The organism is Thauera aromatica K172, assembly GCF_003030465.1.
GTDB lineage: Bacteria > Pseudomonadota > Gammaproteobacteria > Burkholderiales > Rhodocyclaceae > Thauera > Thauera aromatica.
In genome coordinates this window covers 312,925-328,655 of sequence record NZ_CP028339.1, presented here as the reverse complement: position 1 = coordinate 328,655, position 15,731 = coordinate 312,925, and the positions used below count along the sequence as shown (strand labels likewise).

16 protein-coding genes are annotated in these 15,731 nt (G+C 67.5%); 6 read left to right on the top strand and 10 right to left on the bottom strand.

Annotated features, from left to right (window positions below):
* Window positions 1–5: 5 nt before the first annotated feature.
* Both Tharo_RS01510 and radC read left to right on the top strand, forming a co-directional pair.
* Window positions 6–746, top strand: coding sequence for a DsbA family protein (locus Tharo_RS01510; RefSeq protein ID WP_107219691.1), 741 nt, complete (start codon window positions 6–8; stop codon window positions 744–746).
* Between the two features lie 195 nt (window positions 747–941).
* Entirely contained in the window at window positions 942–1,436 is a 495-nt protein-coding gene (gene radC, locus Tharo_RS01505; RefSeq protein WP_107219690.1) for a RadC family protein, read from the top strand.
* A 107-nt stretch (window positions 1,437–1,543) separates the two neighbouring features.
* On the opposite strand, the gene Tharo_RS01500 is transcribed toward radC, so the two are convergent.
* The 5 genes from Tharo_RS01500 to Tharo_RS01480 form a co-directional block, all read right to left on the bottom strand.
* Window positions 1,544–2,422: a LysR family transcriptional regulator gene (locus Tharo_RS01500; protein ID WP_107219689.1), complete on the bottom strand. Its 879-nt coding sequence runs from the start codon at window positions 2,420–2,422 to the stop codon at window positions 1,544–1,546.
* A 215-nt stretch (window positions 2,423–2,637) separates the two neighbouring features.
* Complete coding sequence (locus tag Tharo_RS01495) at window positions 2,638–3,024, bottom strand: hypothetical protein (RefSeq protein ID WP_107219688.1); 387 nt, start codon at window positions 3,022–3,024, stop codon at window positions 2,638–2,640.
* Window positions 3,021–3,638, bottom strand: a complete 618-nt coding sequence (locus tag Tharo_RS01490; RefSeq protein WP_107219687.1) for a class I SAM-dependent methyltransferase — start codon at window positions 3,636–3,638, stop codon at window positions 3,021–3,023. The genes Tharo_RS01495 and Tharo_RS01490 overlap by 4 nt, the downstream gene beginning before the upstream one ends.
* Window positions 3,625–4,923: an MFS transporter gene (locus Tharo_RS01485; RefSeq protein ID WP_107219686.1), complete on the bottom strand. Its 1,299-nt coding sequence runs from the start codon at window positions 4,921–4,923 to the stop codon at window positions 3,625–3,627. Before Tharo_RS01485 ends, Tharo_RS01490 begins: the two co-directional genes overlap by 14 nt.
* Window positions 4,923–7,004: a TonB-dependent receptor gene (locus Tharo_RS01480; RefSeq protein ID WP_107219685.1), complete on the bottom strand. Its 2,082-nt coding sequence runs from the start codon at window positions 7,002–7,004 to the stop codon at window positions 4,923–4,925. The genes Tharo_RS01485 and Tharo_RS01480 overlap by 1 nt, the downstream gene beginning before the upstream one ends.
* Before the next feature lie 112 nt (window positions 7,005–7,116).
* Here Tharo_RS01480 and Tharo_RS01475 point away from each other — a divergent pair, with 112 nt between their 5' ends.
* The 4 genes from Tharo_RS01475 to sigJ all read left to right on the top strand — a co-directional run bounded on the left by Tharo_RS01475 (window position 7,117) and on the right by sigJ (window position 10,215).
* On the top strand, window positions 7,117–8,034 hold the full coding sequence (locus Tharo_RS01475; protein ID WP_245881077.1) for a helix-turn-helix domain-containing protein: 918 nt from the start codon (window positions 7,117–7,119) through the stop codon (window positions 8,032–8,034).
* A 50-nt stretch (window positions 8,035–8,084) separates the two neighbouring features.
* Window positions 8,085–8,429, top strand: a complete 345-nt coding sequence (locus Tharo_RS01470; RefSeq protein ID WP_245880973.1) for a helix-turn-helix domain-containing protein — start codon at window positions 8,085–8,087, stop codon at window positions 8,427–8,429.
* 258 nt (window positions 8,430–8,687) lie between these two features.
* A complete protein-coding gene (locus Tharo_RS01465) occupies window positions 8,688–9,272 on the top strand; it encodes a hypothetical protein (protein WP_107219683.1) in 585 nt (194 codons plus the stop codon).
* A 31-nt stretch (window positions 9,273–9,303) separates the two neighbouring features.
* Window positions 9,304–10,215: an RNA polymerase sigma factor SigJ gene (gene sigJ / locus Tharo_RS01460; RefSeq protein ID WP_107219682.1), complete on the top strand. Its 912-nt coding sequence runs from the start codon at window positions 9,304–9,306 to the stop codon at window positions 10,213–10,215.
* Between the two features lie 231 nt (window positions 10,216–10,446).
* Here the strand turns inward: sigJ and glyA are convergent, their stop codons facing one another.
* Genes glyA through Tharo_RS01435 form a run of 5 tightly spaced genes read right to left on the bottom strand, consistent with a single transcriptional unit; the run spans window position 10,447 to window position 15,728 of the window.
* Entirely contained in the window at window positions 10,447–11,712 is a 1,266-nt protein-coding gene (gene glyA / locus Tharo_RS01455) for a serine hydroxymethyltransferase (RefSeq protein WP_107219681.1), read from the bottom strand.
* Complete coding sequence (locus tag Tharo_RS01450) at window positions 11,694–12,908, bottom strand: aspartate aminotransferase family protein (protein WP_107219680.1); 1,215 nt, start codon at window positions 12,906–12,908, stop codon at window positions 11,694–11,696. Before Tharo_RS01450 ends, glyA begins: the two co-directional genes overlap by 19 nt.
* Window positions 12,905–13,624 (bottom strand): glutamine amidotransferase, encoded by a 720-nt coding sequence (locus tag Tharo_RS01445; protein WP_107219679.1) that lies wholly within the window; start codon window positions 13,622–13,624, stop codon window positions 12,905–12,907. Before Tharo_RS01445 ends, Tharo_RS01450 begins: the two co-directional genes overlap by 4 nt.
* Window positions 13,621–14,469: a YggS family pyridoxal phosphate-dependent enzyme gene (locus Tharo_RS01440; RefSeq protein WP_107219678.1), complete on the bottom strand. Its 849-nt coding sequence runs from the start codon at window positions 14,467–14,469 to the stop codon at window positions 13,621–13,623. Before Tharo_RS01440 ends, Tharo_RS01445 begins: the two co-directional genes overlap by 4 nt.
* The gene (locus Tharo_RS01435; RefSeq protein ID WP_107219677.1) at window positions 14,469–15,728 is read right to left on the bottom strand and encodes a benzoate/H(+) symporter BenE family transporter; all 1,260 of its coding nucleotides are present in this window, start codon (window positions 15,726–15,728) and stop codon (window positions 14,469–14,471) included. Before Tharo_RS01435 ends, Tharo_RS01440 begins: the two co-directional genes overlap by 1 nt.
* Window positions 15,729–15,731: the final 3 nt, after the last annotated feature.

The following is a 15,731-nucleotide window of genomic DNA, read 5'->3' as shown; positions in this document are numbered from 1 at the left end:
ACACCATGCGCCTGCCTTCGTTCACTCGACGCCATGCCCTGATCGCGCTGCTGGTCGCGGCGGTCGGCGCCGCCGGGTGGCTGCTCCTGCGCACGCCCGATGCGGCCCCGGAGTTCACGCATCCGATCACGACCGTGCCCGAACCACCGAAACCGACCGGACCGCCGTGGCTGTACGGCCGCAGCGATGCCCGCTTCACGGTGGTCGGTTACGCCGACCTGGAGTGCCCGTACTGCCGGGCGTACTTCCCGACGCTCCAGCGCTGGATCGACACCCACCCCGAGGTGAACTGGCAGTGGCATCACCTGCCGCTGTCCATGCACGAGCCAGCCGCGACCGCCGGGGCACGCCTGGCCGAGTGTGCGGGCGAGGTGGGCGGGCATGCCGCGTTCTGGCAGGCGGTGGCCTGGCTCTACGCGCACACCCGTGGCGACGGCCAGGGCCTGCCGGAGGGCCTGCGCTATCCCGACCTCACGCCAACCCTGCAGCAGTGCCTCGACAGCGAGCGGCCCGACGCCGTGATCCGCGCCCAGGCCGCGGAGGCGGCACGACAGAGCATTGCCGCCACGCCGACCCTGCTACTGCGCGATCGCGACACTGGCAAAACCATCCTGCTGCACGGCCCCATGGACGGCGACGCCTTGCTCTCGGCGCTCGACCTGCTGGCTGCCGGCGACACGACGAGCGCCGAGACCTCACATCCCCCAGACATGCCCGCCAGCGTTGCTGGTGACATGCCCAGGTAGCCATCGATCTTCAAGGCTACGGCGCGGCTTGTCCGCGTTGATCGAAACCAGTTCGCATCGCATCCCTTGACGCGAACAGCCACTGCATCCGCGGTGGTGGATGCCCGCTCGTCACCTGTTCCATCCCCATCGTCCCCTGGAGGGTTTGCCCTCCTGGGGCAGGCGCCCTCCGATCTCATCCATTGGAGGTTCGTCATGTCTTTTGTCATCGCCGACTCCCACCCGGAGTCACTCACCCTGATCGCCGCCCAGCACGAGGACTGGATCATCCAGCAGGCCATCACCCTGCTGGAGAAGCGCGTCTTCAAGGCCGGCCCAGCGCTGTCCAGTCCCGCCGCCGTGCGTGACTACCTGCGCCTGAAGCTGGTCGCGGAGCCCAACGAAGTCTTCGCCGTCGTGTTCCTCGACAGCCAGCACCAGGTACTCACCTACGAGCCACTGTTCAAGGGCACGATCGACCAGACTTCGGTGTATCCACGGGTGATCGTTCAGCGCGCCTTGGCTCTCAACGCCTCGGCGCTGATCCTGGCGCACCAGCATCCGTCCGGTGTGACCGAGCCCTCGGCCGCCGATCGCGCGCTCACGGACCGGCTGAAAGCCGCCTTGGCCACCGTCGATGTCCGGGTGGTGGATCACTTCATCGTCGGCAAGGGCACGCCGTACTCGTTCGCCGAAGCCGGCTTGTTGTAGTTTTCATCTACCGAGGTGCACTTTGCTCGGCCCATCATCCTGTACGGCCTGCATGCAGGCCCGTACAGGATTCCTTCACAGAGAAACCCTCGTCATCCTCTGACAGATCATGCTGAGTTCAGCCGACCAATGAAACCTGCAAGTTGCGCCGAAGGTTCTTCATCCCGGCGCAGCAGGTAGGTGACCAGCGTTGGAGGCTCACCGGCCAGCGGTCTGGCCACGACTTCCGGGCACCGGCACACCGCGAACTGTGCCTTCGTTGCCAGCCCCAGCCCGTAGCCCGCGGCCACCAGTGCCATCATGAGGTCATGCGTCGCCACCATTTCTACGACCTCCGGTTCACGATCGACCGCGCGCAGCACCTTGCCCACCTGCCGGCTGCAGCCCTCGCAGGCGTGCGGATCGCACAGTACCAGCGGGTAGCGCAGCACCTCCGATAGCGGCAACTCCCGGAATGCCAGCAGCGGATGCCGCGCCGGCACAGCAACAACCAGGGATTCGCACCAGGCAGGCATGGCGACCAGACCCTTGCCTGGATCGTCGGACTTGGCGAGGCCTGCATCGTACAGATCATCGCGCAGCCCCTTCAATTGGCTCGCCAGCGGTATCTCGGTCAGGCGCAGTTCCACTTCCGGTGCCTCCTCGCGGCATCGGGCCAGCAACGCGCTCAGGCGCGGCTGCGAGATGCCGTCGGAGAGCGCGATGCGCAGCAGGCCACGATAGCCACTGGCGGCCGCACGCACGCTGGCGCGGGCCTGCTCGGCGGTCGCCAGGACACGCCGGGCCTCCCCAAGGAACACCTGGCCCGGCCAGGTCAGGCGGGTTCCGTGGCTGTTGCGTTCGAACAGCCGCACGCCCAGGTCGTCCTCCAACTGCCGGATGGTGCGCGACAGCGGCGATTGTTCGATGTGCAGCTTCTCGGCCGCACGCGCGAAATGGAGTTCTTCGGCAACGGCGAGGAAGCAACGCAGGTGCCGCAGTTCCATGGCGCCTCCGTCCCTATGCCATCGCCCGGTGGCAACGCGAGCCGGCCAAACAACGATCACGCTGACCGGCTTGCATGCCCAATTTCGACCACCATTGCATCAAAGGTCAGCCTCGCCACCCAGCGAACGCGGCGCTCGGCATAGCGGATCCGGCCGCGAAATGGTGGTCGTGCTGCCAGCTGCGAAGGTCGTGCCTCGGCACGGCTTCCACTCCCTCAGACCGGGGCGGCATAGGCCACGCCGGCCCAGGCCCCGATTCCGGCAATCAGGGCCTGCAGCGCCATCAGCACACGGTACTGGGGCCCCGGGACGCGGCGCCATTCGGCAGCCAGTTCGCCCAAGGCCGCTGCCGCCCACAAGGCGCTGACGGCAGCGACCGCCATGCGGCCCCAAGTCGGCAGGTCGAAGCCGAGCACGACCGGCATGGCCGCTGGCAAGGCGAAGCCCAGGGCCCAATGCCAGAGGGTGTGGTGGTCGGCGTCGAGCCACTGACGAAGAACGCCGTCGCGGGTGCCGTGGAGCACCCAGACCACGGCCATCGCTAGCATCAACGGCAGCTGGACGCCCCAGCAATGGGCCAGCAGCAGGGCAGGGTCGGTCATGCCGATGTGCGCCCGACGGCCAGTTGCAGCAGGCGCTTTTCCGTGCGCACCCGCACCTCGGCGAAGCCGGCCTCCTCCATCATCGCGGCCAGTTCGTCGTCGCCGTAGCAGCGCATGGCGTGCGCATAAGGGAAGAGGAAGAGGCTGCTCAGGGTCGAGCGGGGACTGGTGGCGATGACCACCCGCCCACCCGGCTTGAGGACCCGGGCGATCTCCCGCAGCAGGTCCCGTGGCCGTTCGACGAAGAAGAACATGTGGGCGCTGGCGGCGGCATCGCAGCTCGCGTCGGGCCAGGGCAGGCAATGGGCGTCGCCCTGGCGCAGCTCCAGGCGGCCCTCGCGCACGGCCGCGGCGTTGCGTTCGGTGGCGAGCGCCACCATGTCGGCGCTGTGATCGATCGCGTAACCGCTGGCCGCTTGCGCCAGCATCTCGGCGAGCAGCACGCCGGCGCCGCAGCCGACTTCGAGCACGCGCTCGTGCGGACAAAGCGCGAGTTCGGCCTTGATCCGCTCGAAGCCGGGGCGGTGTGCGCGCGCCTCGCGGTAGAGGGCGCGGCCGAGCCAGCCATCGGGCCGGCGGGCGGTGCGGTCGACGAAACGTTCAAGCCACTGCATGGGATGCCTCCGCACTGGGTTGGCCGGAACTCGCACCGGCGGGAATGGTGGGGATGAGGCGCAACGTGCGCCAGACGTAGAGCATGGCCAGCAAGGTCAGACCGGCGCCGGAAATGAAGTGCAGCCCGTAGCCCAGGTTCGCCGCCACAAGCCCGGCGAGAGAGGCAATGACGATGCCGCCCAGGCTTTCGGCGCAGAGAAAGAGCGAGAAGTCGGTGCCTGGCTGTGTGCCCACCGACCAGCGCATGAAGAGCGTGAAGAAGGCCAGCGAGGAGGCGCCGTCAACGATGGCCTGCACGGCAGGAAGGGCGACATAGAGCCAGTCCCAGCTGGGCAGCGTGCGAATGCCGATGCCCAGATGGGCCACCAGCCCCAGCGCCCCCAGCAGCAGCGCGGTCACTCCCCCGCAAATCACCGCGACGCTGCCCGCCGAGGCTTGGCGGCGCGCCACCAGCCAGGCGCCCAGCGGCGCGCCGACGAGGCCGAACAGCGTGAAATTGAGGGTGGTGAGCGCCGCGACCTGATCGAGCGTGACGCCGTGGTCGACCCAGAAGGCTTTCAGCATCCCGTCGCCGATGGCGTGGGCGCAACGAAAGACGACAGCGATGCCGAGCAGCCGCAGAGCCAGAGGCCGCCCGGCGAGGAAGGCCCGCAGACTGGCGCGCGACGGCGCCGGGGCGTCGCCGCGCGACAATGCCGCCGGCTCGCGCAGCCGCCGTGCCGCCACCGCCATCCCCAGCATCCAGGCGGCGCACGCCAGCATGAAAACGGCCCAGCCGAAATGCGGCGCCGTCACCAGAAGGCCGCTGCCCCCGGCCAACATGCCGATGGTGAAACCGGCGAAGCGCGAGGTGTTGACGCGAGCCGCCCCGGCCGCACCCCGGCGCAGGATGGCGTAGCGGTCGGTGGCCACGTCCTGGGTCGCGCACAGGCCGTTGAGCAACACGAGCAGGGCGATTCCCAGGAACGGTGCGGCGGCGACATCGACGAAGGCCAGCAGCCCGTAGGCGAGCGCCGCCGCCAGTTGCGCCGCCGAGATCGCCGGGCGGCAGCCCCGCCGCATGCAGTAACGTTCCACCGGCGCGGCCCAGAGGAATTTCAGCGCCCAGGGCAGCACCGCCAGCATCATGGCGCCGATCACTTCCAGCCCGACGTCCTGGGCGCGCAGCCAGGGCGGCAGGCCGAACCAGGCGAGCCCCATCGGCAGCGCCTGAGAGACATACAGGGCGGCGAGCATGGCGTCGTCCCGCCAGGGCGCGCCAGCGGAGAAGGAGATCGTGCGCATCAGAAGAACTCCCGGGTGAGACGTATGCCCACCGTGCGACCCGGGCTGGCGACTACCAGGCCGGAAGTGAGGGCACGGGTGAAGTAGCCGGCGTCGAGCAGGTTCTTGCCGTAGAGTCTCCATTCCCACGGCCCGGAGCGGTAGGCGAGGGAGGCGTTGAGCAGGGTATAGGCCGGATTCTCGACTTCGGTGCCGGGGAAGAGGGTGGACTTGCCGATGCGGGTGAGCGACGCGTTCGCCTCCCAGGCGCCGCCCGGCGCATAGTGCAGGCTGACGCCCGCGCTGCCCTTGGGCGTGTTGGGGAACTGGCGCCCGGCATAATCGATGCTGGCATTGCGGTACTCGTCGAACACCGCCCGCACGTAGCCGGCGCTGGCCTTGACCTGGAGCGTCGGGGTGGCCTGCAGCGCCGCCTCGAGCTCGACCCCCTGGCTGTGGGAGCGGGCGGCGTTGGCGGTGAACGTGCCTTGAGGCCGGTTCTCCACCACCTGCTGGTCGCGCAGCCGGGTGTGGAAAACGGTGGCGCCGGCACTCATCCCCTGCCAGCGGCCGCGCCAGCCAAGCTCAAACTGGTCGGCATGCTCCACCTTGTACGGCGCACGGGCCTCGGTCTCGCTGTTGGCATGGTGGTTGAAGCCGCCCGGCTTGTAGCCCTGGGCGTAGCTGGCATAAAGATAATGGCCCGGTGCCGGGACGTACCCCAGCGCCAACTTGGGCAAGGCGACAGTCGACGAAGCGCGCACGCCCCGGACGGCAGGACTGGCCGAATAGGGGGTGTCGGGCATGCCGTCGCCGTCGGTGTCGGCGTAGCCGGATTCCTGTGCGCTCCAGTCGAATTTCCGCACCGTACGCTCCAACCGCAGGCCGGCGGTCAGTTCCCAGCCCGGCGCGAAGCGCCACTGCGTCTGGCCGAACCACGCCACCGTGTCCGCCTTGATCCGGGTGACCACCTCCGAAGCGTAGAAGGGACGCATCGAAAAGCTGAAAGGCCCCTCCTTGTCGTGGCGGGCGAGCCACAGGCCGGTGAGCCAGTCCAGGCTCTCCCCCTGCCGGGCCAGGCGAAATTCGTTGCTGAATTGCCGGCGATCCTCGTTGAATACGCCGAGGAAGCCCCCCAGCGCCGACACCGGCATGCGGATATGCAGTTGGCTGTCCACGTAACCGGCGATGTCGGTCAGGGTCATGCCGTTCGCCAGGGGCTGGACGTATTCCGCCACGGCGGCGCCGAACCTGGCGTCCGTGGCGCCCTGGTCGCTACCCGAAGTCTCGTGCCGGCGCGCCTCCGCGGGGGTGGCCCACATGTCCAGATGGCCCCGGTCCCGGGCTCCGTGCAGGCCGAACTTGAGGGTACCGCCGCCCGCCAGGCGATGGTTCAGCCGCAGGCGCCCGGCGAAGTTGTCATCGCTCGTGCCATCCTTGGCGCCGCTGCGCGTATTGGTCAGGGTGCCGTCGTCGGAGCCGGCGCGCAGGCTCAGGCGGGCGGCGGTGTCGTCCCCCAGTGCTCCACCCACCGTGGCGGCGATGGCGCCGAAGCGCGGCGCCCCCAGATCGAGGCTCAGGCGGCCCTCCGGCAGCGATTCCGCTTCCCGCGTGCGCACCACCACCAGACCGGACATGGCGCCCATGCCGTAGAGGGTGCTCTGGGGGCCTCGCACCACCTCGATCTGATCGACGTCGAAGAGGCTTTGCGCCGCATTGCCGAACATCGGCACGCCATCGATTACGAAACCGCCGCTCTGGGTATCGTTCTCGTCATCGGAGTACCCCAGGCCACGCACATTCAGGGAAGCTCCCCGCGGCGCCCACTGAGTGAAATAGACATTCGGCACCTGCTGGGCGAGTTCGCCATGGCTGTCGATACCGCGCCGCTCGGCTTCCTCTCCGGCGATGACCGTCACGCTCGCCGGCGTGCGCGACAGCTTGCCGTCGGTCTTGCCGGCGCTGACTGTCACCTCGGGCAGGGTAACTTCCGGTTCGCCCGCAGACGCCGCGCCGGCAAGACCGCACAGCAACAGCACGCATCCGGGGCGGAAGGTCGTGGAACGACGTTGGAAACAGCGGGGTGGCTTGTTTGTTTTCATGATCCTAGCCTGTTGTCAAGTGCTTAAAGGCTGTACGATAATCATTCTCATTACGAACTGTGGCCCGGATGGGGTTCGTAATCACCCACATCGGGATTCTTTTTTGCGGAACATGCGCCGGTCGTCGAACGCCTCTTCACCCTCCTGCCTGCCGGCCTCCGACTTTTTCGGCGGCGCCGTCACCGGCAATGGGGAGCAAAACCTGGTGCGCCAACCGGTGTACGAAGGTGTGTGCCTGTTTTCCTGGTCGGGGAACCTTGCGCAACCGGTGGAAAAATCTGTCTTCGACGACAGCGGCTGCATCCACTTCTCTTACTGGCTGGAGGGTGGGGCGAGGTGCTGGCTGGAGGGTTTGAAGGGGGGCGAGACCGAAGTGCGGGAAGGCACCGGCTGCATCGGCTATGGGCCGGGGCGGCGGCTGCGCTTCGTCCAGGAGGGGAATTTCGCCAATCTCATGCTGCTGGTGACTCCCGAGGTTTTCGCACCCTGGGCGGAAAGGGCAGACAGCGCGCTGCAGCGCGAGCTTGGAAGCGATTTCGTGTTCTGCAACGGGCACCGGAGTGCCGACCTACGTGCGACTGCCCATGCCCTTTTCGCAGCCCTGCGGGGCCCCGACGCCGCTCCCCGGCATCCCTTGTGGATGCAAGCCAAGGGCATGGAACTGGCCGCCCTGTTCCTGGAAGGCCGGGAGGCGCCCGCGGCGATCCCGGCCGGCGAGCGCCGCCGCCTGCTGCTCGCTCGCGACCGACTGCTCGCCGATCTTGGCAATCCACCCACCATCGCCCAGCTTGCGCGGGAATGCGGGCTCAATGCGCTCAAGCTCAAACAGGGCTTCAAGCAGATGTTTGGCACTGGCGTCTATGGGCTCTTCCAGCGCGAGCGCATGCACGAAGCCCGGCATCGCCTGCGGGAGGGCTCTGCCACCGTGGCCGCCGTCGCCGCCGAGCTGGGGTACACCAACGCCAGCCATTTCGCGGTGGCGTTCCGCAAGCAGTTCGGGGTGGCTCCGGGCGAGGTCAGGAGAGGATGAGGCGGTGTTCGCTTTCAATCGCCTCGTTGGCGATTCGCCCATGACGACTCGTGTTCCTCCTCCTCACATACACACGTCTGGGTACGGACGACATCGACAAACTCCAGCGCGCCCGCGACCTGATGCAAAGCCACATGGACCGTGCGTTGACGATCGCGTATCTCAGCGCCGCCGTGGGCATGAACGAGTGCAAGTTCAAACAAGGCTTCCGCGAGCTGTTCGGCGCCCCACCCCATCGCTTCCTACAGGAGCTGCGCATGCGGCGCGCGTGGACGCTCCTGGAGTCGGGATCGCGGGTGGCACAGGCCGCCTACGCGGTAGGTTACGAGCATCCCGCCAATTTCAGCGTGGCATTTACGCGGTATTTCGGGCGCACGCCGAAGTCGGTTCGTTGAGCGGGCAACGGCATCGAGCCGATTTGATCGCCGGGTCACGCGCGGCGCATGGAACGGAGCAACATCCCCACGCCTTGCCGCTGACAGGGCGCAAGCGCCATGTCACATCGGCGCGGGCTGCGTCGTCCTGGAGGTATGAACACCGCACACTCTCTCGTAACCGATCCGCGCCCGGCCTGTTCCGGGGTACCTTCCACACCGATCGCTGCCACTGCGGCTCCCACCTGGCGCCGGCGCCTGCACAGTGTGGGGGGCTGCGTGCTGGCGCTGTACGCCACGGCCCACCTGGGCAACCATCTGGTGGCGCTGGCGGGTGTGGCCGCCCACCGGCACGCGATGGAAGCGCTGCGCCTGTTCTACCGCCACCCGCTGGTGGAGCCGCTTTTGCTCTTGTTTATCTTGACCCAGGTGGCGTCCGGCGCATGGGGCGCGTGGCAGGCGCTGCGCGGGGGGCGGCCCATGCACCCGGTGGCGCGCGTGCAGGCGCTCTCGGGCCTGGTGCTGGGCAGCTTTGTGCTCATCCACGCCTGCGCCGTGCTGGCAGGCCGCTGGGTGCTGCGGCTCGACACCGATTTTTACTTTGCCGCCGCCGGCATGCATGTGCCACCCTACGGGTGGTTCTTCGTGCCCTACTACTTTGCGGGCGTGGCGGCCTTGGGCATGCACCTGGGGTGCGCGGCCTACTGGGCGCTGTCTGCGCGCCCCATGGTGCGGCGCCGGCGTGCCGTCCTGGCATTGGCGTTGCTGGGGGTGGGCCTGGGCGCACTGCTGTGCCTGCTGCTGGCGGGTTCCATCGTGCCGGTGCAGGTGCCTGCGGCCTATCTCGCCACCTATGGGGTGTAGTCCGATACCCCTTCGAACTCCCCAGGCACTGATGCCCATCACTACCTTCGAAGCCCACCGCCCCCGCCTGCGCGCCCTGGCCTACCGCATGCTGGGCTCGCGCAGCGAGGCCGAAGACGTGGTGCAAGAGGCCTGGCTGCGCTGGCAGGCGGTGGACCACGCCCAGGTGCAGGACGCACTGGCCTACCTGTGCCGCACCGCCACCCACCTGTGCCTGGACCAACTGCAAAGCGCCCGCGCGCGGCGCGAACAGTACGTGGGCCTATGGCTGCCCGAGCCGCTGGTGGACGACGCCCTGTGGGACTACTGCGACCCCGGCCCCGAAGCCGCGTTGGGCCAGCGCCAGCAGCTGTCCCTGGGCTTTTTGCTCGCCCTGCAGCACCTGGGGCCGCTGGAGCGCGCCGCCTTCCTGCTGCACGACGTGTTCGACCAGGGCTTTGACGAAGTCGCACAAACCCTGGGGCGCAGCGCCGCCGCCTGCCGCCAACTCGCCAGCCGGGCGCGCAAGCGCCTGCAGGCGCAAGGTTTCGGCCCCGACGCACCGGCCCCGCCGAGCGCCGACGACCCCCGCACCCAGGCCTTGCTGGGCGCCTTCGCCCAAGCCCTGGCCAGCGGCGACGTGCAGGCCCTGGCCGCACTGCTGGCCGAAGACGTGCACCTCTACAGCGACGGCGGCGGCGTGGTCTGCGCCGTGCCCGCGCCCCTGGGCGGCAGACTGCGCGTGGCCCAGGCCCTGCTGACCTTTGCCCGCACTTGGCAGCGCACCCCCGGCGGCGCACAAGCATTGCGGGCGGCCCGGGTCAACGGCGAACCCGGCGCCCTGGTGTGGAACGCCCAAGGCACCCTGGAAGACGTCTGCGCCCTGCGCCTGAACGCCAGCGGGCAAGTGCTGGGCGTGTACTTTCAGCGCAACCCGAGGAAGTTGCTGGGGGTGGGGGCTTGATGCTCGGGGAAGGATTGGAATTTCAATGCTATTTCCCGAGAGTTTCTGGGACCATTGATCATGGTCAATGGTCGAATGGATGAGCGCATGTCCTGAAGATCTTCCGTTCGGAAGCCCGCAGTAGTTCCTCCAGGCGGGCGGTGCGAGCTCGTCGGTTTGTGCCCGGTTACCACCCGATCCGCTGATCGAACGCGTAGTCCGGTGCCGCAGTTCCATGCGCGACTTGCGGGGCTATCGGTACACAGGATGGCGACGACACAGGGCCACCACCTGTTCCCGAACCCGGCTCACCACCTGTTCGTTGCTGTCCGCTCCCAGCGCATCCAGCACGTCGCACAGCCAGCCGGCCAGTTGCTCGCATTCCGCCACACCGAAGCCGCGGGTGGTCACGGCCGGCGTGCCGATGCGCAGCCCCGAGGTCACAAAGGGTGAGCGCCGATCGTTGGGCACCGAGTTCTTGTTTGCCGTGATGCAGGCATTGCTCAGGCCGGCATCCGCATCCTTGCCGGTGTAGGGTTTGGCCGACAGATCGATCAGCATCATGTGGTTGTCGGTGCCACCGGACACGATCTTGTAGCCGCGCTGCTGGAGCACGGTGGCCATGGCGCGGGCGTTGGTCACGACCTGTTTCTGGTAGGTCTTGAACGCCGGCGCAAGGGCCTCCTTGAAAGCCACCGCCTTGGCCGCGATCAGGTGCATCAGCGGGCCGCCCTGGATGCCGGGGAAGACGGCGGAATCGAGCTGCTTATAGAACGCCTCGCCCTGGCCCTTGGCCAGGATGATGCCGCCGCGCGGGCCGCGCAGCGTCTTGTGGGTGGTGCTGGTCACCACGTGAGCGTGCGGCAGCGGGTCCGGGTATTCGCCAGCCGCCACCAGGCCGGCCACATGCGCCATGTCCACCCAGAAGATGGCGCCCACCTTGTCGGCGATGGCGCGCATGCGCGCCCAGTCCTTGTAGCGGGAATACGCGGAGAAGCCGCCGATGAGCATCCTGGGCCGGGTTTCCAGTGCGATGCGCTCCATCTCATCGTAGTCGATCAGCCCCGTCTGGGGATCGAGGCCATAGGGAACGATCCTGTAGTGCCGGCCGGAGAAGTTGGATGGGTTGCCGTGGGTCAGGTGGCCGCCCTGGGCTAGGTTCATGCCCATCACGGTGTCGCCGGGGTGGGTCAGGGCCAGGAATACCGCGGCATTGGCCTGGGCGCCGGCATGGGGCTGGACATTGGCGTAGTCGCAGTCGAACAGCGCCTTGACCCGCTCGATCGCCAGGCGCTCGGCCACGTCCACGTTCTCGCAGCCGCTGTAGTAGCGCTTGCCGGGATAGCCCTCGGCGTACTTGTTGGTGAATACCGAGTCCTGGATGGCCATCACCAGCGGGCTGGCATAGTTCTCGGAGGCGATCAGTTCAACGTGGTCTTCCTGGCGGCGTTCTTCGCTCCGGATGGCTGCAGCCAGTTCGGGGTCGAAATCGGCGAGGGTCAGGGATGCGTCATGCATGGGCGTGTCGTCCTATGGTCTGGAATGTTCGGGTTTGGCGACAGCAGGCGAGCGATGCGTGCCGCGATGTCGTCGATCTGCGTCTCGTCGCACACCAGTGGCGGAAGCAGGCGGATGATGCTGTCGCGGGTCACGGTGATGAGCAGGCGCTGTTCTTCGAGGGCACGGCCCACCAGCTCCATGCAGGGGTGATCCAGTTCGATGCCGATCATCAGCCCCACGCCCCGGATCGCCGTGACATGGGGATGACCGTCCAGCGCCGCCCGAAGTGCTGCCAGCAAGCGCTGGCCCAGCGCGGCGGCTCGCTGCGGGAGCTGTTCGCGCGCCATGACGTCGAGCACGGTGCAGCCGACACGGCAGGCCAGCGGATTGCCGCCGAAGGTGGAACCGTGGTGGCCGGGCGAGAACAGTTCGGCCGCCGGCCCGCGTGCCAGGCAGGCGCCGATGGGAAAGCCGTTGCCCAGCCCTTTGGCCAGGGTGATGACGTCCGGCACGATACCCGCGTGCTGGTAGCTGAACCAGGTACCGGTGCGACCCATGCCGGCCTGCACTTCGTCGAGCATCAGCAGCCAGTCGTGTCGATCGCACAAGACCCGTAGCGCGCGCAGATAGGCGGCGGAGGCCACGCGGATGCCGCCTTCGCCTTGTACCGATTCGATCAGCACGGCGACGATGCCAGGCATGCTCTCGGCCGCCCGGCGAACCGCCTCGATGTCGTCGTAGGGCACCCGCAGGAAGCCGGGTACCAACGGCTCGAAACCGCGCTGTACGGCCGGATTGCCAGTAGCGGCCAAAGTGGCAAGGGTGCGGCCGTGGAAGCTGTTTTCCAGCACCAGCACCCGTGGCTGCGCCACCCGTTTGCGGTTGCCGTGCAGGCGTGCCAGCTTGAGCGCGGTTTCGTTGGCCTCGGCACCCGAGTTGCAGAAGAAGGCGCGCTCCATCTCCGCCAGAGCGCACAAGCGCTGGCCCAGCCGCTCCTGCCATTCGATGCGGAACAGATTGGAGGTGTGCAACAGCAGCCCGGCCTGCTCCGCGATGGTACTGGCGATTTCGGGATGGGCATGGCCGAGGTTGACCACCGCCACCCCGGCGATGGCGTCCAGGTACTCAACGCCTTGCGCGTCCCACAGGCGCGCGCCGCTCCCGCGCACAAAGGAAACCGGCTGGCGCGCATAGGCCTGCATCAGGTGGCTCATGGCCGGCTTCCTTGCGCTGGCGTGTCGAACCCATCGAGCCAACGGGTGAACGCCGCCTGCGCTGCCATCGGCAAGCGCGTCTGCATGGCCCGTGCCTGGGTTCGCAATGGGCGCGGGTCGATGCCCGCCTGGGCCAGTTCGCAGGCATGACCGACCAACCAGCGCTCGATCTGGCGTGGATCTGCCTCCAGATGGCATTGCAGCCCCAGCACGTGGCGCCCGAGAGCAAAGGCCTGGTTGGCGCACACCTCCGTCCCCGCCAGCCGCACGGCGCCGGGCGGGATGTCGAACTGGTCGCCGTGCCAATGCAGGACGGGCACATCGCCCAGCGCCGCCAGTGGCGATGCCTCGCCTTCCTGCGTCAGTGTCAATGGTGAAAAGCCGATTTCCTTGACGCCCATGGCATAGACCCTAGCGCCCAATGCGCGGGCTATCAGTTGTGCGCCCAGGCAGACGCCGAGCATGGGGCGCCGGCTCTCCAGGCGCTGGCGCACCAGTGCCAGTTCGTCCACGATGAAAGGATGGATCTCATCATCGAAGGCGCCAATGGGGCCGCCCAGCACGACCAGCAGGTCGGCGCTGCGCACCTCCAGACCGCCCAGCTCGTCCTGCGTGGCATCGATGTAGCGCACCCCATAACCACGGGCTTCAAGCAGCGGCGCCAGGGTGCCCAGGTCTTCAAAATGCAGGTGCCGAATGGCCAGAACGGTTTTCATGGATGGGACTCCTCGGTTGTAGTTTCGCTTGGCCAGTAGTAGTTGTCCGGCAAGGCACGTGCACCAAAAATGGCCTGCCCCACGCGCACCACGGTGGCACCTTCCTCGATGGCGATCTCGAAGTCGCCGGACATGCCCATGGACAGTTCATTCAGGCCAATACCGGCGGGGGCGTTCTGGCGTAGCTGGTCACGCAGCGTGCGCAACAGGATGAAGCACCGGCGCACCCGCTCGGCCTCGCTGGAAAACAGCGCAAGCGTCATCAGGCCGCGCACACGCAGCGTGGTAAACGCCGGCAGTGCCTGGATGAAGGCCGGCACGTCCTCGGGCGAAAGGCCGTACTTGCTGACTTCGCCCGAGGTATTGACCTGCACGAACACGTCCAGCGACCGGCCCTCGGCCTGCAGGCGGCGATCCAGCGCCTCGGCGGCCCGCAGGCTGTCGAGCGCCTGGAATTCGGCCGCGAAACGCGCAACGAGCTTGGTCTTGTTGGTTTGCAGGTGACCGATGACCGACCAGGAGAGGTCGCTCAGGTCGGCCATGGCCTCCCATTTGCGGTGCGCCTCCTGCACCTTGTTCTCACCCAGCACGCGGCAGCCGGCCGCATAGGCCAGACGGATGCGCGCTGCGTCGATGGTCTTGCTGACCGGCAGCAGGCGCACGCTCGCGGGGGCGCGCCCGACGCGGCGGCAGGCGGTGTCGATGCGCGCCTGCACGGCGGCCAGATTGCGCCGGAAATCCTCGACCGTGACGGCCTGGGGATAGCGGCCGTGCTGCTCGTGCCAAGACTGTGTCTCGGCTGTAGTGGCCGATGGTGCCTTGGTTTCGTCGGATGGGCCTTGCATCAGTTCGCCGCTCCCGTGGTGACCGCAGACTCGGGTGTGGCCTGAATGGCCTGCGGCGGTGCCTGTGCACGTTGCGGTAGCCGGCCATTGAGCACCGCATAGGCCACGAGGCCGATCAGCAACCCCCAAAACGCTCCGCCGATGCCGAGCATCGTGATGTTGGCGGCGGCGGCCAGAAAAGTGATCAGCGAAGCTTCGCGGGCCTTCGCATCGGCCATGGCGCTGGCGAGGCTGCCGCCGATGGTGCCCAGCAGGGCCAGGCCCGCCAGCGTGGTGATGAAGGTCGCCGGAAAAGCCATGAAGACGGCAGCGAGGGTCACCCCGAACACCCCGACGAGGATGTAGAAGACGCCCGCGGCAATGCCCGCGATCCAGCGTTTGGATGGGTCTTCGTGCGCTTCCCTGCCGGTGCAGATCGCAGCCGTGATCGCGGCGATGTTGAACGCATGCGAGCCGAATGGCGCCATGAGCAATGAGCCAAGCCCCGTGAGGGTTACAATGGGGTTGGCGCTGGTCCTGAAGCCGTCGTTACGCAGCACCAGCATGCCGGGCATGTACTGACCGGTCAGCGTGATCAGGAACAGCGGCAGCGCGACGCTCAGCAAGGCGTTGAGCGAAAATACCGGCAGGGTGAAGACCGGCGCGGCGAGCTTAAGCTCGAGTCCCGACAAATCGACGCGATCCTGGATGAGCAGGAAGGCCAGCCCCAGCACCAGGATGCCCACCACGGCATAGCGTGCGGTGAAGCGCTTGAGCACCACATAGGCGACGATCAACAACCCCGCCAGCATTGGGTCGATGCTCATGCCACCAAAGGCGCCGATGCCGAACTGCAGCAGGATGCCGGCCAACAGCCCAGCGGCAACGCCCGGCGGAATCAGCCGGATGACCTTCTCGAAGTAGCCTGACAGGCCGAGCGCCACGAAGGCGGCCGCCGAGATCAGGTACGCACCTACCGCTTCCGCGTAGGGCGTGGTCGCCAACGCCGTGACCAGAAACGCGGCCGCTGGCGTCGACCAAGCCGTAATGATCGGCTCGCGGGCAATCCAACTCAGGATAAGCCCCGTCACGCCCACGCCAATCGAAATCGACCAAACCCACGAGGCCGTCAGCTCCGGGCTGAGGCCGGCCACCTTGGTAGCCTGGAAGACCAGGACGAAGGTGCCGCCATAGTTGACGATGACCGAGATCAGGGCGGCCACGATGGGATGGGTGAGGTCGCCCAAACGAACGGACGACGGTGCGGTGGGTGACGACATGGC

What these genes read in the sequence shown, in the direction of transcription:
- Tharo_RS01510 (WP_107219691.1), top strand. Translation starts at nt 6, where the DNA reads ATGCGCCTGCCTTCGTTCACTCGACGCCATGCCCTGATCGCGCTGCTG.
- radC (WP_107219690.1), top strand. Translation starts at nt 942, where the DNA reads ATGTCTTTTGTCATCGCCGACTCCCACCCGGAGTCACTCACCCTGATC.
- Tharo_RS01500 (WP_107219689.1), bottom strand. Translation starts at nt 2,422, where the DNA reads ATGGAACTGCGGCACCTGCGTTGCTTCCTCGCCGTTGCCGAAGAACTC.
- Tharo_RS01495 (WP_107219688.1), bottom strand. Translation starts at nt 3,024, where the DNA reads ATGACCGACCCTGCCCTGCTGCTGGCCCATTGCTGGGGCGTCCAGCTG.
- Tharo_RS01490 (WP_107219687.1), bottom strand. Translation starts at nt 3,638, where the DNA reads ATGCAGTGGCTTGAACGTTTCGTCGACCGCACCGCCCGCCGGCCCGAT.
- Tharo_RS01485 (WP_107219686.1), bottom strand. Translation starts at nt 4,923, where the DNA reads ATGCGCACGATCTCCTTCTCCGCTGGCGCGCCCTGGCGGGACGACGCC.
- Tharo_RS01480 (WP_107219685.1), bottom strand. Translation starts at nt 7,004, where the DNA reads ATGAAAACAAACAAGCCACCCCGCTGTTTCCAACGTCGTTCCACGACC.
- Tharo_RS01475 (WP_245881077.1), top strand. Translation starts at nt 7,117, where the DNA reads ATGCGCCGGTCGTCGAACGCCTCTTCACCCTCCTGCCTGCCGGCCTCC.
- sigJ (WP_107219682.1), top strand. Translation starts at nt 9,304, where the DNA reads ATGCCCATCACTACCTTCGAAGCCCACCGCCCCCGCCTGCGCGCCCTG.
- glyA (WP_107219681.1), bottom strand. Translation starts at nt 11,712, where the DNA reads ATGCATGACGCATCCCTGACCCTCGCCGATTTCGACCCCGAACTGGCT.
- Tharo_RS01450 (WP_107219680.1), bottom strand. Translation starts at nt 12,908, where the DNA reads ATGAGCCACCTGATGCAGGCCTATGCGCGCCAGCCGGTTTCCTTTGTG.
- Tharo_RS01445 (WP_107219679.1), bottom strand. Translation starts at nt 13,624, where the DNA reads ATGAAAACCGTTCTGGCCATTCGGCACCTGCATTTTGAAGACCTGGGC.
- Tharo_RS01440 (WP_107219678.1), bottom strand. Translation starts at nt 14,469, where the DNA reads ATGCAAGGCCCATCCGACGAAACCAAGGCACCATCGGCCACTACAGCC.
- Tharo_RS01435 (WP_107219677.1), bottom strand. Translation starts at nt 15,728, where the DNA reads ATGTCGTCACCCACCGCACCGTCGTCCGTTCGTTTGGGCGACCTCACC.